The sequence below is a fragment of the Parabacteroides sp. AF21-43 genome (genome assembly GCF_003635435.1).
Taxonomy (GTDB): Bacteria; Bacteroidota; Bacteroidia; order Bacteroidales; family Tannerellaceae; genus Parabacteroides; species Parabacteroides distasonis.
In genome coordinates this window covers 237,361-261,990 of the sequence record NZ_QTMG01000001.1, presented here as the reverse complement: position 1 = coordinate 261,990, position 24,630 = coordinate 237,361, and the positions used below count along the sequence as shown (strand labels likewise).

At 45.8% G+C, this 24,630-nt stretch carries 22 protein-coding genes; 8 read left to right on the top strand and 14 right to left on the bottom strand.

Annotation, left to right across the window (positions count from 1 at the left end; translation table 11 throughout):
* The first annotated feature begins 38 nt into the window (after positions 1-38).
* Genes DWX84_RS01140 through DWX84_RS01120 form a run of 5 tightly spaced genes read left to right on the top strand, consistent with a single transcriptional unit; the run spans position 39 to position 4,634 of the window.
* Positions 39-551 (top strand): hypothetical protein, encoded by a 513-nt coding sequence (locus tag DWX84_RS01140; RefSeq protein ID WP_121960958.1) that lies wholly within the window; start codon positions 39-41, stop codon positions 549-551.
* Between the two features lie 3 nt (positions 552-554).
* Entirely contained in the window at positions 555-2,096 is a 1,542-nt protein-coding gene (locus DWX84_RS01135; RefSeq protein WP_121960946.1) for a family 43 glycosylhydrolase, read from the top strand.
* Positions 2,096-3,733 carry an RluA family pseudouridine synthase gene (locus DWX84_RS01130; protein WP_121960959.1) on the top strand — a complete coding sequence of 546 codons (1,638 nt, stop codon included), beginning with the start codon at positions 2,096-2,098 and terminating at the stop codon, positions 3,731-3,733. Before DWX84_RS01135 ends, DWX84_RS01130 begins: the two co-directional genes overlap by 1 nt.
* Before the next feature lie 39 nt (positions 3,734-3,772).
* A complete protein-coding gene (locus DWX84_RS01125; protein WP_121960947.1) occupies positions 3,773-4,003 on the top strand; it encodes a hypothetical protein in 231 nt (76 codons plus the stop codon).
* A 28-nt stretch (positions 4,004-4,031) separates the two neighbouring features.
* Positions 4,032-4,634 (top strand): sugar O-acetyltransferase, encoded by a 603-nt coding sequence (locus DWX84_RS01120; protein ID WP_005854288.1) that lies wholly within the window; start codon positions 4,032-4,034, stop codon positions 4,632-4,634.
* 20 nt (positions 4,635-4,654) lie between these two features.
* On the opposite strand, the gene DWX84_RS01115 is transcribed toward DWX84_RS01120, so the two are convergent.
* From DWX84_RS01115 to DWX84_RS01095, 5 genes are all read right to left on the bottom strand, one after another.
* A complete protein-coding gene (locus tag DWX84_RS01115) occupies positions 4,655-4,858 on the bottom strand; it encodes a hypothetical protein (protein WP_122377381.1) in 204 nt (67 codons plus the stop codon).
* The gene (locus tag DWX84_RS01110; RefSeq protein ID WP_121960949.1) at positions 4,827-6,200 is read right to left on the bottom strand and encodes an MATE family efflux transporter; all 1,374 of its coding nucleotides are present in this window, start codon (positions 6,198-6,200) and stop codon (positions 4,827-4,829) included. Before DWX84_RS01110 ends, DWX84_RS01115 begins: the two co-directional genes overlap by 32 nt.
* A 214-nt stretch (positions 6,201-6,414) precedes the next feature.
* Positions 6,415-8,691, bottom strand: a complete 2,277-nt coding sequence (locus tag DWX84_RS01105; RefSeq protein ID WP_121960950.1) for a GH92 family glycosyl hydrolase — start codon at positions 8,689-8,691, stop codon at positions 6,415-6,417.
* Positions 8,692-8,777: 86 nt separating this feature from the next.
* A complete protein-coding gene (locus DWX84_RS01100; protein ID WP_121960951.1) occupies positions 8,778-9,371 on the bottom strand; it encodes an acyltransferase in 594 nt (197 codons plus the stop codon).
* A 10-nt stretch (positions 9,372-9,381) separates the two neighbouring features.
* On the bottom strand, positions 9,382-10,086 hold the full coding sequence (locus DWX84_RS01095) for an SAM-dependent methyltransferase (protein WP_005854278.1): 705 nt from the start codon (positions 10,084-10,086) through the stop codon (positions 9,382-9,384).
* A gap of 53 nt (positions 10,087-10,139) precedes the next feature.
* Between DWX84_RS01095 and DWX84_RS01090 the strand changes: the two genes are divergently transcribed.
* Complete coding sequence (locus DWX84_RS01090) at positions 10,140-11,537, top strand: rRNA cytosine-C5-methyltransferase (RefSeq protein ID WP_005864240.1); 1,398 nt, start codon at positions 10,140-10,142, stop codon at positions 11,535-11,537.
* A 116-nt stretch (positions 11,538-11,653) separates the two neighbouring features.
* Here DWX84_RS01090 and DWX84_RS01085 read toward each other — a convergent pair whose 3' ends face one another.
* From DWX84_RS01085 to DWX84_RS01075, 3 genes are all read right to left on the bottom strand, one after another.
* Positions 11,654-12,658 carry a DUF4837 family protein gene (locus tag DWX84_RS01085; protein ID WP_122377380.1) on the bottom strand — a complete coding sequence of 335 codons (1,005 nt, stop codon included), beginning with the start codon at positions 12,656-12,658 and terminating at the stop codon, positions 11,654-11,656.
* Between the two features lie 197 nt (positions 12,659-12,855).
* Positions 12,856-13,539 (bottom strand): hypothetical protein, encoded by a 684-nt coding sequence (locus DWX84_RS01080; protein ID WP_005864237.1) that lies wholly within the window; start codon positions 13,537-13,539, stop codon positions 12,856-12,858.
* Positions 13,540-13,544: 5 nt separating this feature from the next.
* A complete protein-coding gene (locus DWX84_RS01075; RefSeq protein ID WP_005864235.1) occupies positions 13,545-15,623 on the bottom strand; it encodes an RNA degradosome polyphosphate kinase in 2,079 nt (692 codons plus the stop codon).
* A gap of 58 nt (positions 15,624-15,681) precedes the next feature.
* Here DWX84_RS01075 and DWX84_RS01070 point away from each other — a divergent pair, with 58 nt between their 5' ends.
* Positions 15,682-16,182 (top strand): metallophosphoesterase, encoded by a 501-nt coding sequence (locus tag DWX84_RS01070; RefSeq protein WP_005864233.1) that lies wholly within the window; start codon positions 15,682-15,684, stop codon positions 16,180-16,182.
* 5 nt (positions 16,183-16,187) lie between these two features.
* Here DWX84_RS01070 and DWX84_RS01065 read toward each other — a convergent pair whose 3' ends face one another.
* From DWX84_RS01065 to DWX84_RS01045, 5 genes are all read right to left on the bottom strand, one after another.
* A complete protein-coding gene (locus DWX84_RS01065) occupies positions 16,188-17,306 on the bottom strand; it encodes a hypothetical protein (RefSeq protein ID WP_005864231.1) in 1,119 nt (372 codons plus the stop codon).
* A gap of 62 nt (positions 17,307-17,368) precedes the next feature.
* Positions 17,369-18,214: a lipoyl synthase gene (lipA, locus tag DWX84_RS01060; RefSeq protein WP_005864229.1), complete on the bottom strand. Its 846-nt coding sequence runs from the start codon at positions 18,212-18,214 to the stop codon at positions 17,369-17,371.
* A gap of 3 nt (positions 18,215-18,217) precedes the next feature.
* Positions 18,218-20,392 (bottom strand): S9 family peptidase, encoded by a 2,175-nt coding sequence (locus DWX84_RS01055; protein WP_009275624.1) that lies wholly within the window; start codon positions 20,390-20,392, stop codon positions 18,218-18,220.
* A gap of 375 nt (positions 20,393-20,767) precedes the next feature.
* Positions 20,768-22,510 (bottom strand): T9SS type A sorting domain-containing protein, encoded by a 1,743-nt coding sequence (locus DWX84_RS01050; RefSeq protein WP_008778701.1) that lies wholly within the window; start codon positions 22,508-22,510, stop codon positions 20,768-20,770.
* A gap of 12 nt (positions 22,511-22,522) precedes the next feature.
* Positions 22,523-22,855: a lipoprotein gene (locus DWX84_RS01045; RefSeq protein WP_005867279.1), complete on the bottom strand. Its 333-nt coding sequence runs from the start codon at positions 22,853-22,855 to the stop codon at positions 22,523-22,525.
* 321 nt (positions 22,856-23,176) lie between these two features.
* Here DWX84_RS01045 and DWX84_RS01040 point away from each other — a divergent pair, with 321 nt between their 5' ends.
* Positions 23,177-24,103, top strand: coding sequence for a TIGR01212 family radical SAM protein (locus DWX84_RS01040; protein ID WP_048927536.1), 927 nt, complete (start codon positions 23,177-23,179; stop codon positions 24,101-24,103).
* Here DWX84_RS01040 and DWX84_RS01035 read toward each other — a convergent pair.
* Entirely contained in the window at positions 24,089-24,583 is a 495-nt protein-coding gene (locus DWX84_RS01035) for a DUF4251 domain-containing protein (protein ID WP_005854264.1), read from the bottom strand. The genes DWX84_RS01040 and DWX84_RS01035 overlap by 15 nt on opposite strands.
* Positions 24,584-24,630: the final 47 nt, after the last annotated feature.

Here is a 24,630-nt window from a genome sequence, read left to right as displayed (position 1 = left end):
TTAAGGGAATGATCTTAACACAACAACAAAGATTGAGAATGGACCTAAAAGATAGACTATCAAGCCGCTGTCATATAGAGGATATCCATGAGATATTATTTTATGTACAAGGGAACCAAGAACGGAAAGCAGAGCTATACGATCTGATATTCGATCCGGATGATGCCGTTAGTTATCAAGCGTTATGGGTCTGTAGCCATTTCTCGACCAAGGAAAACGAATGGCTATATGATAAACAGGATGAGCTGATAAATGAAGTGCTTAGCTGTGAGCACTCCGGTAAACGACGCATTCTCTTGAACCTGCTTGTACGACAGCCCCAGACGAATCCCCCACGAGTAGATTTCCTGAACTTCTGCCTGGACCGGATGCTTTCAGCGAAGGAATTACCCGGTGTGCAAACGCTTTGCATGAAACTGGGATATGAGTTATGCCGTCCCATTCCAGAGCTATTACAGGAATATAAGACACTACTCGATCTGGCGGAACCCGATTTACTACAAATCTCTTTGCGAACCGTACGTAAGAACATCTTAAAAAAAATACGATAAAACATGAGAAAGATTTTCACACTATTCTTCTGTGCCGCCTCCTTGGCCACAGGACTAGCGCAACAAGAATCCTATTTTACCAATCCCGTGATCCACGGTGACGTAGCCGATCCTTCCATTATCCGGATCGACCAGACTTACTATATCACTGGCACCTCCTCGGAATGGGCCCCTTATTATCCGGTTTTCACCTCTACCGATCTGGTGAACTGGCAGCAAACCGGACATATATTCGACGAGAAGCCGGAATGGACTAAGTCCTCATTCTGGGCTCCGGAATGGTATCAGCATAAAGGGAAGGTATATGTCTATTATACGGCCCGGAAGCAATCGGATAACATCTCGTGCATCGGTGTTGCCGTGGCGGATTCACCTACGGGCAAGTTCAAGGATCACGGCCCGGTGGTAGAGTTCGGGAAGGAAGCGATAGACGCATTTATCTTGGAGGATAAAGGCAAACTTTACATCAGTTGGAAGGCTTATGGATTGGATAACCAACCCATAGAGTTATTGGCCTGTAAGTTGACGGACGATGGGCTTCGCCTAGACGGAAAGCCTTTCAGCCTGCTGCGTGACGATGAGCGTCAAGGCATGGAAGGTCAGCATTGGTTCAAGAAAGACGGATATTACTATATCATCTACTCCGTGAGAGGCTGTTGCGGCCCGCAGAGCGATTACGCCGTATCCGTGGCTCGCTCGAAGAAGCTGGAAGGTCCTTACGAGAAATACCAAGGAAACCCGATCTTGCACGGAAGCAAGGAGGTTCTCTCCATCGGTCACGGAACGATTACGACTACACCGGACGGACGCATGTATTACCTATGCCACGCTTACCAACCGGGAAGCGGCTTCTACCAAGGTCGCCAACCTTACCTGCAAGAGGTGAGAATGGGCGAGGATCATTGGCCTCACTTCGTAACCGGGGAATACGCGAGCCGCACGCAACCCATGCCATTTGCCGAGTCCGCACAAGTGCCGGTATTCGATTTCTCGGATGATTTCACCGGTGCTACCTTGCGTCCCGAATGGAGTTGGAACTATCCTTACACGGATGTCAAGACCGAGATCAAGAACGGTAAACTCTCTCTATCCGGAACACCGAAACCCGGCGTAAAGACCGGAGCGGCACTTTGTTTACGCCCAACCTCCCCGGATTACACGTTGGAAACAGCGATCGTAAACCGGAATGACAGTTGGAAAGGAATCACGATGTACGGAGACGCAAATAACCTAATCACCTGCGGATGCGCAGGAGACCGTTTGATATTGAAATATATCCTAGAGGGGAAAGAACATCCATTGGCCGATCTTCCTCTTCCCGCCTCGCCTTTATATCTACGGATGAAAGTGACCAACGGTACGCATAGCACGTTCTACTGGAGTAAGGATGGACAAGCATGGAACGAGATCGTCGGCGAAGCTCTCTCCGCAAAAGAGACCCGGTCGTTGACCCAATGGGATCGTATCTCCCGTCCGGGATTGTATCAAGAGGGAGATCCTACGGCACCGGCCGTTTACGTTTATTGTCTATTAAAAAATGAATGATGGAATCTAAGTTTCACACGTTTGCCCAACCGATACAATCGATCCCCTTACCGGAACGATTCACGTATCCTTTTCACTATACACCGCATCCTCTATGCGTAATAGCGGCTGAGGAGACGCAGGCATACCTGAAAGAACGAACCGAATGGCGGGAAGAGTTACAAGCCGGAAAAATGTTCGGCGTATTGGTGGTTCGTACTCCCGCCGGAGAGGTCGGCTATCTGGCCGCGTTCTCCGGTAACCTAGCGGGGAAGAATGTACATCCTTTCTTCGTCCCCCCGATCTATGACCTATTACAACCGGATGGTTTCTTCCGGCAAGAGGAGGAGCGGATCAATGAGATCAATGCCCGTATCCGAACCCTGCAAGCCTCTCCAGCTCTCGAAGACGCACGGTCGAGGTTACAAAGCACGATCGAATACTGCGATTTCGTATTACAGGCCGCAAAAGACTTGATGAAAAAGAGGAAAGAGGAGCGCGACCGACTTCGGCAGTTCCCTCTCACGGAAGAAGAGACCGCACTTCTTATTAAAGAGAGCCAACACATGAAAGCCGCTCACAAGCTAACCAAGAAATCATTGCGGTCTATACTGGAGGAGGATCAAGCCAAGGTGGATCGGCTTGAGCAGGAGATCGAGCAACTGAAGCAAGAACGCAAGCGACGGTCGGCGGCCTTGCAACGCAAGTTGTTCGAACAATTCCGAATCCTGAACGCCCGGGGCGAGGTGAAGGACTTATGCGAACTGTTCGCCCCTACCTACCAAGGTGCGCCGCCTGCCGGAGCGGGTGAGTGCGCCGCCCCTAAACTCTTGCAATACGCCTACCAGCATCAGTTGGAACCGATCGCCATGGCTGAGTTCTGGTGGGGCGATTCTCCCAAGACGGAGATTCGGCACCATGGATATTATTATCCGGCTTGCAAAGGAAAATGCGAGCCGATCCTCCATCATATGCTACAGGGATTGCGGGTAGATGAAAATCCGTTATTGGCGGACTCTCACCGGGAGACGAAGCTGGATATCCTTTATGAGGACGACTATTTGTTGGTCATCAATAAACCGGAAGGTATGCTCTCCGTCCCCGGCAAGGGAGATGTGGACTCTGTCTATCAAAGGCTATCGATCCTTTACCCGGAAGCCACCGGCCCAATTATCGTACATCGCTTGGATATGGCGACATCCGGCTTGCTACTCGCCGCCAAGACCAAAGAAGCGCATCAGGACCTACAAGCCCAATTCAAGAACCGAACCATCCAGAAAAGGTATATCGCCTTATTAGAGGGTGAAGTTCCCCAAGATGAGGGTGAGATCCGTCTCCCGCTATGTTCCGATCCTTTGGACAGACCCCGGCAAATCGTAAGCGAAGAATTTGGGAAACCTGCCCTCACGCGCTACCGGGTATTGGAACGGACTTCCGGAAAAACCCTTATCGCCTTTTATCCCCAAACCGGACGTACCCACCAGCTACGGGTACACGCCGCCCATCCCCTAGGTCTTCATTGCCCCATCCTTGGCGACGAGCTTTACGGACGAAAGGCGGAACGGCTCTATCTGCACGCTGAATATCTAGCATTCACGCATCCTATCACTTTCGAGAGGATAGAGATACGTGCCAAGATTCCATTTTCTCAACACTAAAATTGTCTATTATATCCAATAACTAAACAGATACTAAAGATGAGAACTATCAGAAGTAAAATATTAATAGCCATGGGATGGGTAATGCTTATTAGCGTCATTGTTTTAGGCTTCTTCGGCATCCCTACTGGTATACTACTGTGCGCCTTGATAGGACTAGCCTATGGAGTCTATAAACAAGATAAGCCTTTCCGTCTATATTCTTCTATCGCCCTGATTGCGACTATCGCCTTTTTCATCGTCTTCTATATACAACTTCAACATATGTAAATAACCGTATCAAATCCCTGTAATCATTATGGAAACAAATTATCAAAAGTTCTTGGCGGGCGAGTATTGCAACCATCTGGATCAAGAAGTCCTGCAAATGATCGTCCAGACGAAAAACCTACTCGCTCGTTTGAACGCAACCAATATAACCGACAGCGCTACAAGAGATGCCCTCTTACGCCAAATGCTAGGAAGCATTGGCAAGTATTCCAGCATTGATATAAATTTCCATTGCGAATGCGGGAAGCACATCTTTATTGGTGACAAGGTCATTATCAATATGAACTGTACGTTTTTAGACGATAATATTATCAAAATAGGAAATAACGTCCTCATCGCCCCCAACGTACAATTATATACGGCTACGCACCCGATAAATGCGAACGAACGCTTCGTGAATGATTGGGACGAACGATCGGGGGATTTATTTTTCAGGACAAAAGCCCTCCCCATCACCATTGAAGACAATGTTTGGATTGGTGGTGGAACGATCGTCTTACCCGGCATCACGATCGGGAGGAACAGCGTGATCGGGGCAGGCAGTGTAGTGACAAAATCCATTCCCACCTATAGCGTGGCCGTCGGTAACCCATGTAGAGTGATCAGAGAATTACCCAAAGAAGACTTATAAGAACTTGCCACCCATTAAAATCACCGGCATTTCCTAGGCGCTCCATGCCATGAGCATCCTAGGCAAAATACCTCTGTCAAGTCAAATCCGGACAGATCCGTAGTGAGATCTTTGGGAACGACCTCCCCATTCTCGTAAACATACACTAAAAGACGTTCCCCAGCCGCATTCTTTACATACATAGAAGGGATATCACACTGCGGACACCGATACTTTCTCATCATCTAATCTTTTCTTTATCTTTTTATAAACATACAAAAACGCAGGTATCAAGAATAAGTCAGCGGCAACCCAAGCCAACGGATCACCGAAACAAACGCCTAAGAACCCAAAAGCGGGAACCGCATACAAGCTCACCAAGATACGTGCGATCATCTCTGAAACACCCGAGAGCATCGCAAGGTTGCTAAAACCTACCCCTTGTATCGCGTAACGCAAGATACACAGTAGCCCGACAGCCGGGAAGAACCAGCAAGAAATATGCAAAAACTGCTCCGTATAGTCCAGTATCTCGACCTCAGATGGAGCCACAAACAACAAGGCCAGCCAACGAGACCCCAGCATCAAGATCATCCATGTAGCGGCGGCATACGTAAGCATCATCAACGAACTCACCTTAATTCCCTGCAAAATACGCTCCGGCTTTCCCGCCCCATAATTCTGTCCGCAATACGTAGCCATGGCGATACCCAAACTCTCAAAAGCGCAAATGAAGAACATCTTGATACGGGCGGCGGAAGTAAAGGCAGCGACACAGGCCGTGCCCAAGGCGTTATTGGCGCTCTGCAACATGATACTGCCAATAGCGGTAATAGAAAATTGCAATCCCATCGGAACCCCCATCGCCAATAAGGTACGGGCCAGCCCGGCATGAAACCTTCGATCCTCGGAAGAAGTAGCCCGTAAGATCGGAAATTTCCGAAGCATATATAAATAACATAGAATGGCGGAAAGCCCTTGCGAGAAAACCGTAGCGATAGCCGCTCCCATCACGCCCCATCCTAGCACCAAGATGCAGAATAAATCCAAGAAAACATTCAAGACCGTAGAGAACAGCAAGAACCAGAATGGAGTCTTGCTATCTCCCAAAGCCCGCATGATACTTGCCAACAAATTATAGAAGAATGTACAAGGAATACCGATAAAAGTAACAAACAAATAATCATAGGCCCCATCGAAGATATTCCCGGGTGTCTGCATCCCCCGCAAGATATCCCGGCAATAGAAACCGGAGACAGCGGCGATCACCACGGACATCACCGTAGCCAATTGCAACCCCACCGCCACGTAACGGCGCATCGTCGCATAATCCCTCGCCCCGAACTTTTGAGCTACCGGGATGCCAAAACCGGCGCAACATCCGTTACAGAATCCCAGAATCAAGAAAATCACCGAGGTACTGGCTCCTACGGCAGCCAGCGAATTTATACCTAGAAATTTACCTACGATAGCGGCATCGATCAAAGAATAAGTCTGCTGAAGCAGATTCCCTAATAACAATGGCATCGTGAAACTGAATAGAAGAGGGAATACAGCACCCCTCGTCATCTCTTTTGAGTTTGCCATACATCTAAATTAAAAGGATAAACAAAGAGGATAGAAAAACTGATTAGTCATCGCAAAGGTAACAACCCTAAGGTAAAACGCAACTCTCTCCATCATTATTTCAAACCGGAATTCACATAAAATAACAATGCCCATCGTAAGGTCTTCACAATGGGCATCGTAAGGTGCTTAGAATGCCTATTGTAACAGGCTTACAATGGGCATCATGGTTTTCTTATTCCAAAGAGAATGAATAGGGGCGATCACTATCCTGCGTACCTCGCTGTTTATTAGGGGTATCGCTCATTTGGTATTGAATTTTTGCGCCACCTAGCAACTGCTCATGTGTCAAGAAATTGCGGGTGTATGTCTTGCCGTTTACTTTCATACCCTTGATGTAACGGTTCTCCCGATCAGCCTTGTCCGCTTGGATCAACACCTGCTTTCCGTTATCCAGATGGAGTTTTACGGATTTGAACAGAGGAGTACCTAATACATATTGGTCGGTGCCCGGACATACGGTATAGAAGCCTAAGGCAGAGAACACATACCATGCGGAAGTCTGTCCGTTATCCTCATCGCCGCAATAGCCATCCGCCTCAGCGGTATAAAGTTTGTGCATGATCTCGCGCACCCAGTATTGGGCTTTCCAAGGCTCGCCGGAATAGTTGTATAGATATACCATATGCTGGATGGGTTGGTTTCCGTGGGCGTATTGTCCCATATTCATTACTTGCATCTCACGCATCTCATGGATCATACCGCGGCTATCCATACCCAAACGACTAGGCATCTTGAAGACGGAATCCATCATGTGGTTGAATTCCTTCTTTCCTCCCATTAAGTCGATAAGACCTTGCGGGTCGTGGAAAACACAGAAACTCCAATGCCAGCTATTACCCTCGCAGAAATCACGGCTCCAGTCCGTACCTTTAAAAGAAGGGTTGAACTCGCCCTTATCAGAGCGTCCGACCATCAACTTATATTTTGGGTCGTACACATTCTTATAGTTGTTAGCCCGTTGCTTGAAGATATCGATCTCGCTTGCCGGCTTGCCTAGTTTCTTTCCTAACGCATAAATTGTCCAGTCATTATAAGCATATTCCAAGGTACGAGCTACGTTTTGTCCGATACCGATATTATTCGGTACATAACCCAGTTTATTATACTCCTCGTAAGCGACACGACCGGAAGCCGTTCTCGGCAGTTGGCTATTCGCGTCATGCTTCAAAGCTTCCCAAAGCGTCTCGATATCGTATCCTCTCAAGCCTTTGATATAAGCGTCGGCTACCACGGAAGCGGAGTTATTGCCGACCATGCAATCCCGGTGGCCCGGACTTGCCCATTCCGGCAAGAAACCGCTCTCTTTATAAGCGTTCACCAAACCTTCCTGCATCTTTTGGTTCATCTCCGGATACATCAGGTTCAAGAAGGGGAAAAGACAACGGAACGTATCCCAGAAACCGGTATCGGTAAACATATAGCCCGGCAAGACCTCACCGTTATAAGGGCTATAATGCATGACTTGCCCTTTGGCATCGATCTCATAGAAGCTACGAGGGAAAAGCAAGGAACGATACAAGCAAGAATAGAAAGTACGCAAGTTATCGATGTTCGTATCCTCTACCTCGATCTTACCTAATTCCCGGTTCCAGATTTCCTTCCCTTTGGTCACTAGCTGATCGAAACCAGTATCTCCCACCTCACGCAAGTTTAACTCGGCCTGCTCAGTGCTGATGAAAGAAGAAGCCACATTGGCATGCACCACCTCGCCGGCCTTTGTCTCAAAACCGATGATAGCGCCGGCATGGTTTGTCTTCACCTCCGACTCATCCAACTGGATCGCCCCGTTCTTAACCGTAGAGGAGAACGTGAATGGCTTATCGAATTGGATCACGAAATAATTCTTGAAGTTACGGGGAACACCGCCCGTGTTCTTCGTGGAATAACCGATGATCTTACGTTCCGCAGGCAATACCTTTATATAAGAGCCTTTATCGAAAGCGTCGATGACGATATACGCTTTCTTGGTTTCCGGGAATGTAAAGCGGAACTTAGCCGCACGTTCCGTCGGAACCAACTCGGTAGTCACGTCATGATCGGCTAGATAGACCTTATAATAATAAGGTGTAGCCACTTCCCCTTTGTGAGAGAACCAGCTAGCCCGTTTCTCCTCGTCGAAGACCAAGCCTTCGGTAGTAGGCATAATGGAGAACTGCCCGTAATCGTTCATCCACGGGCTCGGTTGATGGGTTTGCTTGAACCCCCGGATCTTATCCGCGTCGTAACGATAGGTCCAGCCGTTGCCCATCTCGCCGGTCTGGGGAGTCCAGAAGTTCATACCCCAAGGCATAGCCGTGGCCGGATAGGTATTTCCGGTAGATAATTCGTACTTGGATTGGGTACCGACTAACGTATTCACGTAGTCTACAGGATTCTCTACGGCGGAAAGCTGCGTGCAACAGGCTATCCCTATCGCTAAGAACCCTTGCTTGAAAAAAGATGTTTTCATGTTTGTATAGAATATTAATATTGTCTGTATTGTAGAGACGGGGCGTGCCCCGTCTCATCCCTGCAAAATAGTAATTTAAGATACGATCAGTCTGTGGGAGACGGGGCACGCCCCGTCTCTACAACTTGGTGATTGTATAGGCGGTAACGTTGGCCGCTTTCCGGACAGGTGGCGAATCCTTCGGAGTCAAATACAAGGCGATGGCCGTACTCGCTTACCCAACCGATCTGCCGCGATGGATTTCCTACAACCAGCGCATAAGCCGGAACATCCTTCGTTACCACCGCCCCGGCACCGATCATGGCATACCGCCCGACCGTATGTCCACAAATAATCGTAGCGTTAGCTCCGATCGAGGCCCCCTTGCCAATCACCGTCTCCTTATACTGGTCTTTCCGAGAGACAGCGCTACGCGGATTGGTTACATTTGTAAACACGCAACTAGGCCCCAAGAACACATCATCCTCGCAAATCACCCCCGTATAAATAGACACATTGTTCTGTACCTTCACGTTATTCCCTAAGACCACGCCCGGCGATACGACTACATTCTGGCCGATATTACACGCCCTGCCAATCACGCATCCCGTCATGATATGGGAAAAATGCCAGATATGGGTTCCTTCCCCGATCTCACAACCGGCATCGATTACCGCTGTCTCGTGCGCTTGATAACTCATATCAATCCTCTTATTTATAGATTAGGAAAATAGTAGGCTTCTTGCTCAGATCGGGAACTTTACCCGCCCATTCCTTGACCGGGCGAGTGTGGATATACTCATCCTCACAGGTTATATTCGAGGCGATACACAGTTTCGTAGACGGACGGCACGTACGGATCAACTCCTCGGCCAGTTTATTATTCCGGTAAGGAGTCTCGATAAACAATTGCGTCTGATGCTCGGAATAGATCCTTCCCTCCAATTTCTTGATTGTGTTCGTTCGCTCGGAAGCATCAATCGGCAGATAACCGTGAAAAGCGAAACTCTGTCCGTTAAAGCCCGATCCCATCACCGACATCAAGATAGACGAAGGCCCTACCAACGGTACCACCGGATAATCCTTCCGTTGGGCGATAGCCACTACGTCAGCGCCCGGATCAGCGATCGCCGGACAGCCCGCCTCCGAGATCACGCCTACACTCTCGCCTTTCGCCAAAGGAGCCAGATAACCAGCTACTTGTTCCGGTGAGGTATGTTTATTCAGCTCATAAAATGTCAAGTCATCGATCACAATCCCCGGCTCCACCTTTTTCAAGAAACGGCGTGCCGTACGCACGTTTTCCACGATAAAATGCCGGATAGATAAGATCACGTCACGGTTGTACTCTGGTAAAACACGGCGATGTTCCGTATCGCCCAAGGTAACTGGTATAAGGAAAAGAGATGCTCGCATACTGTTTGTTTTCCGCGAAAGTAGTACTTTTGCCGCAAACTAACAGAATAATCATGGCACTTCCTATTGATTTTATTACCCGTACACGGGCTTTACTTGGCGAGGAGTTCGATCGTTTAGAGGCAGCGTTAAACGCTGATGTTCCCGTAAGTATCCGTATCAACTCGATGAAAGGGACTCCCGCTCCCAAAGCAGGTGCTCCGGTTGCTTGGTGCGAGAGCGGTTTTTATTTGCCGGAACGGTTGTCTTTCACCTTCGATCCTCTATTCCATGCGGGGGCCTATTACGTGCAGGAAGCGTCTTCCATGTTTCTGGAACAAGCGATCAAGGCATACGTAAAAGAGCCGGTACGTTGCTTGGATTTATGCGCCGCCCCGGGTGGCAAGTCCACGCATCTGGCGAGCTTATTGCCGGATGGAAGCCTGTTAGTGAGCAATGAGGTGATCCGCAGCCGGAGTTATGTATTGGCCGAGAATATCGCTAAATGGGGCCGCCCGGACACGATCGTTATCAATAATGACCCGGAGGAGATCGGCGAGGCATTGCCTCATCTGTTCGACGTGATCGTCACCGACGTACCTTGTTCCGGTGAGGGCATGTTCCGGAAAGATACGGATAGCACAGGCGAATGGAGCGTAGATAACGTACGGCTTTGCGCCTCCCGTGGGCGGCGCATCATCCATGATATCTGGAACGCCTTGAAACCCGGAGGTATCTTGATCTACAGTACATGTACCTATAATACGGAAGAGGATGAGGAGAACATACATTATATAATAGAGGAGCTGGGAGCCGAGGCATTGCCTATCCCTACCCAAGAGGAATGGCAGATCACCGGCGCCCTCCGGTTTGAACATCCGGTTTACCGCTTCTTCCCGCATAAGACACGGGGTGAAGGCTTTTTCCTCGCCGCCCTCCGGAAAGCGGAAGGCGAGATCGAGGAGATTCGTGTCAAGTCCAAAGGGAAAAAAGAGCGAGGAAAAGCCGCTCCGTCCATCCCACAGGAGGCCCGTCTGTTCCTTTCGGATGAAACTTCGTTTTCTCTCGAATGGAACGGCAGTTTCCTTCGAGCGTATCCCAAAGCCCATTCGGATCTATTTTCACTCATCAATGCCAAGCCTTTACGGGTACTTTCCGCCGGTATTTGCCTAGGAGAAGCGAAAGGGAAAGACTTTATCCCATCTCAAGAGCTGGCTTTAAGTACTGCCTTAACTCCCAACGCATTTCCATCCGTGGAACTGGAATGGGAAGACGCTATTAAATTCTTAAAGAAAGAGGCGCTCGTCTTACCCTCCGGCATAGATAAAGGATATGTGTTGGTACGCTACCAAAGACTTCCGCTAGGTTTTGTAAAGAACCTTGGCAACCGGGCCAATAACCTGTATCCGCAAGAGTGGCGTATACGGACGGGATATATTCCGGAGGAAATCAAACTATTTTTAGGACGATAAGACCACTATATAGGCATAAAGCCACACGTATATACGTATAAGACCACACTTACGTACGTGTAGGCCGATGCGTATATACGCATGAGGTTACGCCTATATACGTGAGAGAATCAATCCTAATCCACGAATCGCAACGTAAACAAGGCGGCCTCCATCCGGCGGATCAAGTTCGCCTTTTTTGATTCCGGGGCATAGACAAAGCTTTCCGCTACGATAACCCGCCCTTTTTTCTTGTCGAGCAGGGCATGGCTGACAAACGGGCCGCCCATCTTATCTCCTTCCATACGCCAAAGACCACGCAATACGCCGCGGTATTCGCCACGGTAGGTGATCGGCTCGTAAGAAAGCTCGAAGCGCTTCTCAGTCTTCATATAAGAATTCGGGAAAGAGCCCGGTACGTTCCGCCTCACTACAGAATCACGCATAGCGACCAGATAATCTTCGGTAAATGCCTCTTGAGCCGTATAGGGAAAACTATATACCAAGATATCAGTCCGTCCCCTATTTGCGTTATTCGAGCCCCAAAAGAAATCGGTCTCTTCCTTATAGGCCGACATATCTTCCGGCACGAACAGCGAGATACCGAAACGGGACTTCAACTTCTCATTGATCCAACTGCTATGGCTCTTAGAAAGTCCAACTATCCAACGTTCCCTTTCCACTCGATTGAAATGGTTGACCAACCGTCCTTCATTTAATAAAAGGAACTCGGTTAAAGCAGCGGTAGTCGGAGCATACAGAGTCACAACATTCTGACCGCTGGCCCATTCATCGGGACTCTCTCTTGTTCCAGCTTTCGTATACCGGTTAGTATCTACGGATACGATCAAGATATTTCGTACGTATCGTAATAAACCGGAAAAGCCCGATGGCTCCGAATAGGTGACACGCATAGATGCTTCCGCTTGAGGCAAAGCAGGAATCGGCGCTCGCAATTGTTCTTGCAGCAACTCCCCCACCTCACCATTCCATGCGTCTCGATCCATTACAACCACCACCTCGAAAGGCCATCCGGTAGCCCGCCGTAGCGAGGCCACCGGAGAGGACGAAGTCCAATCACAAGCGGAAAGCCCCACCACTAGGCTAAGGCAGATCCATAGTAGTACAGTTTGTGTTCTCATAGCATTCCTGATTATTCGTTCTTAAAAATTAAATCACACACCGCAAAAGTACAGGAAGGATCGTAAAGAGGAAAGAAATGGTACCGGACAAAACAAGCGAACATCAAACAACTAATAATCAAACATATAAACCACGCAATGGGAGATAAACGGATAATATTGCCGGACAATCACGACAAACAAAATAACTTTAAGCTTTATAATAAACGGACATAGGCATCCAAATCCGTCTTTTCATCCAAGCCTAGACGTTTTTTTAAACGGCCTTTCGATTTGGTTAACGCATCCGGAGTATTATTAAACACGGCTAGTTGCTCCTTTCGGGAGAAATTCCATTTGATCAAGCAACATATTTCCTGCTCATGGCGGGTAATACTGTATTTATTTCTCAGATCGGTTAAGAAGTTATTAAACAGAAGATCGGTCATACCAATAATCTCAGCCCATTCCTCTTTACTTGGATTCACATGGAGAGGATCATCTTTAAGGGCACATAAAAGCTTAGGTACATCCACATCTACTTTTCCGGTAGCATTGTCCAATAAGTTATTATCGCCGGAAAGAACAAGGATCTCTCTCTCCAACTGCTCCATCTTCTGGCGATAGGCCGTCAGCTCCGTCTCGATCCGGTCATAAGCCTCCGAGCGGATGACCAGAGAATCCCGTTCCCGCTCCAAGCGTACGACTTGCTCTTGATAGGAGGCTAATTGTTGTTTATAGCGATACATATTCGCTTTATTCTGCCGAATGCGAGAACGGACAGATTCATTTCTCTCCCGGATACGTCCCGTACGTACTCCCAACAAAAAGCTAAATACCACCGCCACGATCAAGGCTAAGCAACCAGCCCCCCAATCAACAAATCCCCAAAACTCCCCCATCCCGGTTACCGTATGGATTTATTTCTCAGATAATCATAGATAGCCAATTGCGAACGCACTTTTACCGGATTATCATCACACTTAAAATTATTACGTAACTCGCCATCCAAATAACAAGCTTTCACGTTGTCACTTAGCTGGATATTCAAGATATCGATTATCTCCCTCTTCAGATCCGGATCAAGGATCGGGAAAGCCGTCTCGATCCGTCGGTTCAAATTCCGACGCATCCAATCAGCCGAGGTAAGGAAAAGATCCTCCTGACCATCATTCAGAAAATACCAAACCCGGGAATGCTCCAAAAACATATCCACGATACGAGTAACCCGGATGTTAGCGCTATAAGGTTGGTTCGGTACCAGGCAACAAATCCCCCGGACAATCAGATCGATCTCTACCCCCGCCTCACTCGCATGATAGAGTTCCTCGATCATATGTTGGTCATGCAGTCCGTTCATCTTTAATATGATCCGTCCTTTTCGGCCTTCCCGCACATGCTCGATCTCCCGCCGAATCCTACCAGTCAATTCCGAGACCATATTGAAACGGGCCACCAACAAATGGCGGAAAGTAGGTTCTTTCATACGCCCTTCCAAAACAGCGAATACTTTATTGATATCCGTAATAATCTCCGTATTCGAAGTCAATAACGCCATATCCGAATAGATCTTGGCCGTCTTCTCATTGAAATTACCAGTACTCAAATAGGCGAAATCACGCCGTTTAAGTCCCTCGGACGTATCCTTCCGAAGAATGACCGCAACCTTCGCATGTACTTTCAAGCCCGGAATACTATAAATGATACGAATACCGGCCTGCTCCATACGCTCTGCCGTACTCATATTATTCTCCTCGTCGAAACGGGCTTTCAATTCCACAAATACCGTCACTTTCTTACCATTCTGGGCAGCGCTGACCAGCGTATTAATCACGGCCGAATTCTCTGCCACTCGATACTGGGTAATCTTGATCTCATCCACCTTCGGATCAAAGGCCGCCTCCATCAAAAAGCGGATCAAATAATCAAACGACTCATAAGGGAAATGCAATAAGATATCCCGCTTCTTCACGGCCTTGAATACCGACCCCATCTCATCAAGGAAAGGCACACGCATAGGCACCGGTGGCTGCTGCTCCAAATGCTTTCCTGCCGGATTCGGCAATTTCATCAAGTCCTGCAAATTATTATATCGTCCACCTAACACCAAGTCCTCCGACGTAATACCAAAGGCATCGCAAACAAAAGCCAGAAAATCACCCGGCATCGCTTGATCATACATAAAACGGCTCAAGGCTCCGATCTTGCGCTTCTTCACCTTCTTACGGATATTCTCCACGATATTCGCCCGGCTCTCATCATCCAAATAAATATCCGCATCCCGGGAAATCTTGATGCTGTAACAGCCATCAATAATATAACCGGGAAAAACATTCTGTAAATTCGCACGGATAATGTCGTCGATAAACATGATATAATATTTCCCGTCATGCTGAGGCAACTCGATAAAACGGGGAACTTTCGCATAAGGAATCTTCATCAACGCATAATGATACTCGGGTACGAAGCCCGGCTCATTCATCCGCTTGCTCCGCTTAATCATACGGATCACAAGGTAAAGCCGACGATCCCGGATGAACGTACGTATATCACCGGCTTGAATCATGACCGGCGACAGGAATGGGAAAACCTCCTCATTAAAGAAATTATGGACAAACTCTTCATGGAAAGGTTCCGGCTTCTCATTCTGGTATAAGTAAACATTCTGGCGATTCAATTCCGGCAATATCTTCTCCGAGAAAATACGGTAATAGTCCCGTTGCTGGCGGTTAACCTCCCGGGTGATAGCCGCCAAGGTCTCTTCCGCCTCAGCTGCGCTCTCCTCCGAATAATTCTTTTTCATGATTACCCCCCGGTGTTCCGCAACCCGGATCTCATAAAATTCTTCCAGATTCGAGGAATAGATAGAAAGGAACTTAATACGCTCATAAATAGGCAGCGTATCATCTTCCGCTTCCAGCAAGACACGGTAGTTAAACGACAACCAGCTTAAGTCCCGTTTAAAATATTGATATGAATTCTCCATAATATTCTTATCTTAGGCGTGTAAATATAGATACTTTCGAGCAATAAAAGAAATTGTTATGATTAAAGTTGGATTGCTTTCAGACACCCATGCGTACTGGGATGATAAGTACGCCGAATATTTTAAAGATTGCGATGAAATCTGGCATGCGGGCGATATAGGCTCCGATCTTTTGGCCGCGAAATTCGAGGCATTGAAACCTTTCAGGGCCGTATACGGAAATATAGACGGACAAGCCATTCGCCTGCAATATCCTAAAGTAGCTCATTTCAAGGTAGAAGACGTGAACGTTATGATGACTCATATCGGAGGTTATCCGGGCCGCTACAATCCCGAGATCCGCAAAGAATTATACGATACACGGCCAAATCTATTCATCTCCGGACATTCGCATATCCTGAAAGTAGTATTCGATCGAAGCTTGAAGTGTCTGCATATGAATCCGGGAGCGGCTGGAAAAAGTGGCTTTCATCAAGTACGTACCTTATTACGTTTCGTTATTGCGGGAAAGGATATCAAAGATTTGGAAGTTATAGAGCTAGGGAATCGGGCATTATAAGATGATTAGTTACCGCAACAGAAACTCTCGGCGAAAAGAATCGTATTTTGCAAATAAGCGAACTCTTTCTCAAAATATTCGCTAAACACCCCGGAGCTCAAGTTCTCCTCGATTTGTTTCGCTGTCCAAAGCTTTCCGCTACGGCGCTTACATTGATTTAATTGCTCTTCCGTACGTAAACAAATAACATAGAGAGATACCAAATGTTTCACCTTCTCGTTCTCAAATGTATAACGGATCAGGAAGCGTGGAGCAATTGATTTATCTTGCGCCAAACTTCCGAGAGTCTCTTTGACCGTGCTATCTATACTATGTCGGAAGAGCACGTAATTATGGAACGGATAATCCATCGTATCCGGAGAGACAAACTCATCCTTACTTCGTCTCACCAGATATAACATACCATTATAAACAACGGCGATACGCACGATCGGATGATAGTATTTCTTCGGTAAAGAGCGGCTGACCGAACGTGCGATACAACCGATCACCTTCCCATTGTCATTCAATACGGGAAGCCACATTTCCTTTTTCAAGCTACCTTGCATCAAGGACAAACGTATTTGCTCATAAACAATGACCAAAACACCGATTACCAATCCCAACTCCCGGTATAAAAAACGTTCGGTACGCATATTCTGCATCGTTTCCGGCAAGATACTATATAACAAGATGATGAAAAGATGCAACGTGTACAGGTTCTGTACCAACTGAGCGAGGAAATAAAATTCGTTCAAGGTAGTACGAAGCAAAGTACGTTTAAAAGAGGGACGTTTCGAATCGCGTATACGTTGTATGACCGTTCTCCTCGTGAACCCCACGATCGCTAACGCCACGACCAGTAATACTTCCGTGATAAGAGGAGAGTATATAAACAACACAGGTTCAAGCTTGAGACAAAGAAATACGGAATATAAGACCAATGTGCCCGCCGATGGCAGAAGCATAAATTGGTATACCTTATCCTTGCTCAACACCTGAAACAAAAAAATACAAACAAAACAGAAAGTAACCCCAATTATAAAAGATAATAAATAAGAAAAATAGTTATCCAAAAACATGAATAACAACAATGGCAATAAACCTATCGCCTGATTATCTAGACCTTTCTTTACTCTGTTCATTCCTTCCCCCCTTTAGTCCACTTTTATATTAATAACAACAAAGATTGTCAAAAGTTCATGAATCATATATGCTTTTCCGCATGGTACGACGAGCGTACCAGCGGAGCGCTCTCTACTTTCTTAAAACCTTTGCCAACGGCTTGCTGTCTATAATATTCAAAGCATTCAGGAGTCACATATTCAGAGACGGGAATATTCTTGCGAGAAGGCTGTAAATACTGCCCGATTGTTAAAACAGAAACACCCGCCAGCAAAACATCATCCATTAATTCAAGCACCTCATCCTCGGTCTCACCCAGTCCGACCATGATACCAGTCTTGGCTACCACACCCCGCTCAGCGATTCGTCGCAAAACGGATAAGCTCACGTCATACTTAGCGGCACTACGCACTTGCGGACTGATACGGCGTACAGTCTCCATATTATGGGAGATAATCTCAGGCGCCGCATCCACGACCTGATCAACCAGATCCAATCGTCCTTGAAAATCCGGGATTAAGACTTCCACAGTCGTTTGAGGATTCACCTCTTTGATCGTACGGATCGTATTTACCCAATGAGAAGCGCCTAAGTCTGGTAAGTCATCACGATCAACGGACGTGATCACCGCATGCTTGAGATTCATTAAACGGATGCTCTCCGCTACATTCGCAGGCTCTTTCGGGTCCAACGGAAGAGGTTTACCCGTTAGCGTATTACAAAAACGACAAGAGCGAGTACAGATCTCACCACCGATCATGAATGTAGCTGTTCCCCGGCTCCAACATTCACCCATATTCGGGCATTTACCACTTGTGCATATTGTGTGAAGGCAATGAGATTCAACAATACTTTTTGTCTTCGTGAATTGCTCATTTCCGCCAAGCCGGATCTTCAACCAATCCGGCTTTCTTAAATGCTGCGCCATGTCTTACAAATTATTGAATAAATAATTAGCCATCTTCGTATACAAATGGTAACGGGTATTACCACCGTATATGCTATGATTCCGATCTTTATAAACATGCATATCGAACTGCTTACCCGCTTGAACCAAAGCCTCGGCATATTCCATTGTTTGCATAAAATGAACATTATCATCGGCGGTTCCATGAACCAGCAATAACTTGCCTTGCAAGTCTTTCACCCGGCGTAACGGAGAGGTAGCCGCATAGCCCTCGAAATTCTCTTGCGGGGTACGCATGAAACGCTCCGTATAAACGGAGTCATAATATTTCCAGTCCGTCGGAGGAGCCACGGCGATACCCACCTTAAACGTTCCGTTTCCGGTACTCAAGGCCATCAACGTGTTATAACCTCCGAAACTCCAACCCCAGATCGCAATACGATCCTTATCGATATAAGGTAACTTGCCCAACGCTTGCGCAGCCTCCACTTGGTCTCTGGATTCCAGCTCGCCCATTCTCAAATAAGTACATTTACGGAATGCCTCACCACGGGCACCGGTTCCACGACCATCCACACATACCACGATAATACCATTTGAGGCCAGATATTGCTCCCAATCGAAACCGTATTGATCCAATACTTGCTGGGAGTTAGGACCACTATATTGCGTCATCATCACCGGATATTTCTTCGACGGGTCAAAATCAGCGGGTTTTACGATCCAAGCGTTGAACTCATAATCCGAAGCCGTATGTACCTTCATAAATTCCTTCTTAGCAAAAACATATTCCTTCAGCTTACTCTTCAACGCGGCGTTATCTTGCAGAACACGTAGTTCCTTTTTGGTCTTCGTCTCATTCACCGTAATCTTCGCCGGGGTATTCGCATTGGAATAGGTATTCACGAAATAAGCGAAATTGTCACTAAAGACCGCCTTATTCATACCCTCTTCCGTAGAGAGTTTTGTCTTCACGCCTTTAGCGTCGATCTTATAGATAGAACGGCGGATCGGGCTTTCTTCGGCAGACTCGTAATAGAAAGTCTTCGTATTCTCATCCACGCCCAAGAACTTCGTGACATCCCAGTTCCCTTGAGTTACCTGACGTTGCATAACACCTGTCGGGGAATACAAATAAATATGGGAATAGCCATCTTGTTCACTCACATAGGTAAACCCATTGTTCAAGAACTGGATGGAAGTCAACCAATCAGAATCCACGTAGCATTTATTTTCCTCACGCAAGATCAAACGGAACACACCGCTCTTCGGATTTGCATAATACATATTGAATACATTCTGCTGGCGGTTCAATGTCATGATAGCCAACTGATCCGGATTCTGCGTGAAAGTAATGCGGGGAATATAGAAGTCACCTTCTACCGGGACCTTCATCTCCTTCGTGTCTTTGGTGACTACGCTATAAGAATGTACGGAAACCTTTGAATTCTTCTGCCCGGCCTTCGGATATTTATATTCGTAATACCCCGGATAAAGTCCCTCACCATACATCTGCATAGAATATTCGGGCACCTCGGACTCGTCAAAACGGACAAAGGCCAGATACTCGCTATCCGGAGACCACGCCATTAGATTTGTCACCGCAAATTCTTCCTCATACACCCAATCCGTGATGCCATTCAATATCTTATTCAACTCACCGTCCTTGGTGACTTGTACCTCCGTGTCGAAATCAAACTTACGTATCCAAATATTATTATCCCGTACATAAGCGCACATACGACCATCCGGCGAGAAAGTCGGGATCATTTGCTTACCCTTGGCATCGGAAATAGGCTTCACATAATTACGACGCACGTCATAATCATAAACCACCGCCTTAGTAGAGCGACGATAAATAGACTCCGTATCCCTCCAAACCAAGATATGATGCCCGGTACTGCTGATTGTATATCCATCAAAATCCGTAAAGGTACATTCACGAGCTTTACGGGCATTAAACAATGTATCCACAGGATTTCCCGTACGATAGGAATATTTAATGATCATACTCTTATCGGCGTTCATGGCTGTGTAGTGTTCTCCATCCGGCAAGGATCGCATCTCTCCGATAGCCGTCACTTGACGAAATTTCCCATCGGTTATTTCTTTTAAGTCAACATGCTTGCTTCCGGTTTGTGCGGCCACACTTCCGAATACGGCCAACGAAAGCAATAAACTAAAACCTAATCGTTTCATTTATACTCTTATTATTTCTGTTTGAGACGCGAAGTTAGCATAAAAAACAATACCACTAACAGAGATTCTCTATTTCCTCAGTACAACATGTAGGACAGCCATTTTTATAGCCCGAAAAATACGGCAGTACTTACTTGCCCATAGAATATATACTGCAAGTGGCAAAGGATATATACTTACTTGGCCAAGTAAGTACTGCGTTTTCCGGTTATATAAGTTATGGCACTCATTAATTTCCGCAAGACAAAGAATGACTCCACCTTGAAAAAATAGCGACAACAGCCCTTACCGGTCTATTATCGCCATTCTAACGATGAAATAATAGTTATTATGAACCATTAGTTTTTAAACAATCATAAATCACAAAGTTCTATCTTAATGTTTTACAACGACATTCAATGTCTGCGCATTTTCATCCGCAGTCTTTACATGCAAAATATAAATACCGTTCAACAAAGAAGAAACATCGATATTCAAGTTAACAACACTTTCACCTTGGCCTTTCACCGTGTTTTGATAAACACAAGTTCCCGTACTACTATACAATCCTATACTATATGTCGAAGACATGCTCAATATGGGTCGCTGCTCCGTAGCCCCCATAGCAAACGCTCCATCCTGCAAAGTCTGCATTTCCGCATTTGGCGCAATCTGTACTTGCAATGTAGAGCTTACCGGATTCCGTAAAACAGAAAGGCTATAAGTTCCTGACACATAAAGCCATCCTATTACTTGCCATTCACCCCAACCATAACTATTGTGAGCACGAGCAGAAAGATAGCAAGAACGAGGAGTGCTCGAACGATATACTTTTACACTGGATTTACTTGAGTTTTGAGCAACAACAGACCAATCACTCGGATAATCACTCTTCCATTCATATTGATCGACGTTGTAACGAGAATCACAAGAGACAGCAGCAGTAAATGATTGATCATTATCTTTTCTGAAAGTTTCAACAGATGGTTTAGGTGGTACTGTATTATACGTAGGATCCGGATAACTATAATATCTTAATCCCGAGGAATTATAGGGACAGTCGTTTATTGAATGCTCAAAAAGCGGTGATTTTCCCCATTTAGATATCAAATATCCGCTTCGAGAAGATGTTACAGCTGAATGATCATCATTTGGGAAAGATACTTTACAGTATTTACCTGACGTATTGGTGGTTTGCACGAAGCTACCATCATTCCAAAACGCATCATCCCCTGGAGTATTGATCCAAACATAACTATGCCCTTCAGAACAATACCAAGCATAGGCATGGCAATTGTAAGCGCAAGTTGCTTCTCCTTTGAATACGATTCGGTTATTATAATAACTCAACCATTCATTTTTATATTCATTTTTTTTAGAACTACTTAGCTCACCACTTGTTAATTGTAGCGCAGAAACCGCAGTGCCTTTTGGGGTATAAATAGTAGTATTGCTATATACCGCATTATCAGCAAAAGGTTGTATCGATCCACCCGCAATCAACAGGTCAATAGGATCACTATTTAATGCTTGGTTTGATTTTACAGTGGGATGCCCCAAGATCTTATTCATAAGAATCAAAGAAGATTGATAATCCGACGTAGAATATTCTACAGGATCTTCCATTTTTTGGTACAATTTCTTACGGGCTTCTCCCAACAAGTCCATACGATCAGTTTCACTCATTTTGTTGATAATCGCATCTTGAGCTAATAACAATTCAAAATAAGACCTTTTGAGAGACCAAGAAGTTTGATTGATAGCGTTGCTTTTAGGAGCCATCCTAGCTGCATCCATTTGCTTGTAAACAGATAACAACTCTACTGGTGCATCTGCTCGCTTCATCAATTCTTGTAATCCGTTAAAATTATGGATATTGATATCTATCCCGTCCTGTGGGTTATTGAATGCAGTAAAATAAAGCCAAGCAGGATAGTTCATACAAGTGATGACCAAGTCTTGAGTACTCATACTCACCAACTGGTCTTCCGGGATCTGCATAGCAGAAAAACGATCTTCTTCTGTGACTAAATTGCTCCATGTTTCCGTACCCGGTCTTACAGGGAAATTATAAACTTGCGCTTGTGATAAAACTGAAAGAACGCAAGCGATAGCGACAAATAAAAAACACTTTTTCATGGTATCATTATTTTATTGTGGTTTGTAAACCGCATGTTTATCCGTATCTTCTAAAGACAATATAAGTTTATTAAGATCTTTCTCAAACGGATACGTTTTCAGATCATTCGTATTACTACTGTGAATAGGAAACAAACTAATAGAGTCCGCATTTACATGATACGAATATGGAACAATATAAGAAGGATCAAAATTCTCATAAATAAGAGTACCACTATCCTTCCATGATTTAGAATCGGAGAAATAGAGTTTCCCCTTAGGACCGACACCAACATCATCGCTGCAACCGACAACACTAATGATTGTCATTAAAGCAACTAACTTAAACAAAAATTTCATTTTCATAGGCTTTCACTTTAAAAATGGTACAACATATATAAATTATCCCGATAATGACTCTAAAGCGTTTTTAGTAGCTTTGTAAAATAATAAAATCAACAACATTAAAATAGATCAACAAGGAACAAAGTCAAATACAGTATATCTATCTCATTAAATTTATCAACAAGACAAATATACTAAAATAGTAAAACACCAACAAAAAAAACATCAAAAAAAACAGGATTATGCTCTCGTCAAAACACGTACGTGTTTTCAGAAAAACATGTACGACTTTTTTGGAAAACACGTACGTGTTTTTCAAAAGACTTCTCTTACCTTTGCCCTATGGAAAAGACGAAACGATATTACGAATACGGCAAGTTCCTTCAGGAACGTTTTGACCATAAAGTACAGAAGATCTCCATCAACGCCGGCTTCACCTGCCCGAACCGAGACGGGGCGAAAGGATGGGGCGGCTGTACTTATTGTAATAACCAAACATTCAGTCCGGAATACTGCCATACGGAGAAAAGCGTTACCGAGCAATTAGAGGAAGGCGTACGCTTTTTCTCCCGCAAATATCCGGACATGCGGTATCTGGCCTACTTCCAAGCCTACACGAATACATACGACCGATCAGACTCTCTTATTCGTAAATATGAGGAAGCGCTTGCCTATCCCGGAGTGGAAGGATTGATTGTCGGCACTCGTCCGGACTGTATGCCGGAAGGTTTATTGGATTATTTCGCGGAGCTTTCCCAACGAAAATTCGTCATGATTGAATATGGATTGGAAAGTACGCTTGATAAGACCTTAGTCCGCATAAACAGGGGGCATACCCATGAAGAATCGGAATCCGCTATCCGTCGTACGGCGGCAAAAGGTATTTACACCGGGGCACACCTGATACTCGGACTACCGGGAGAAAGTAGGGATGAAATATTACACCATGCGGATGTCTTATCACGCCTCCCGATCACGACACTTAAACTGCACCAATTGCAGCTAATCAAGAATACCCGCATGGCGAAAGAGTTCAAGGAAGATCCTTCTGATTTCCATTTATATACGGCTGATGAATATATCGAATTAGTGATTGACTTCATAGAACGACTGAACCCCTCTATCGTAGTAGAGAGGTTCGTATCACAATCCCCCAAAGAGCTACTGATCGCACCGGATTGGGGTTTAAAGAATTTCGAATTTACCGCTAAGGTAAATAAGCGGATCGAGGAAAGAGATACATGGCAAGGACGACTATTTCAAGTCTAAGGCAACATCACCATAAAAGGTAATAGCCTGTTTATTCACGGGTGTCACATTGATTGTCACCGAGCCATTCGGATAGACTTCCACCCGAAACATGTATACATCCTCTTTGGTCTTTACACGGAACTTGATTTCGGAACTACCTTTCTTTTCAGAGGTTTGCTCCTTCTCTGTCGCCACTTCTTTAAACGTCAAGCCCTCTCCACCACCATAAGGAGCAGAGTAAGCACGTCCAAAGTAAGGAAGATAAGACAGGATCGAGTCACCATGTATTTCCAATGAGTAGGGGGAAGTAAGATTGACGGATCTCCCGGCCATCGGTACGGCACGATCCACATCGATCTTAATACGACCGCTATCCACGATCTCCCTCACCACTCTCTCTTTTTGCTCCTTCCGCTCTTGCTTACTTTGAGCAAAAAGGGATTGCCCCGCACAAAAAAGGACAATCCCTAAAAATCCAACTAACCTTGTTAATCTCATAACCTTAATAAACTAAACACACTATTAATCACTCTATATAGTAAAGA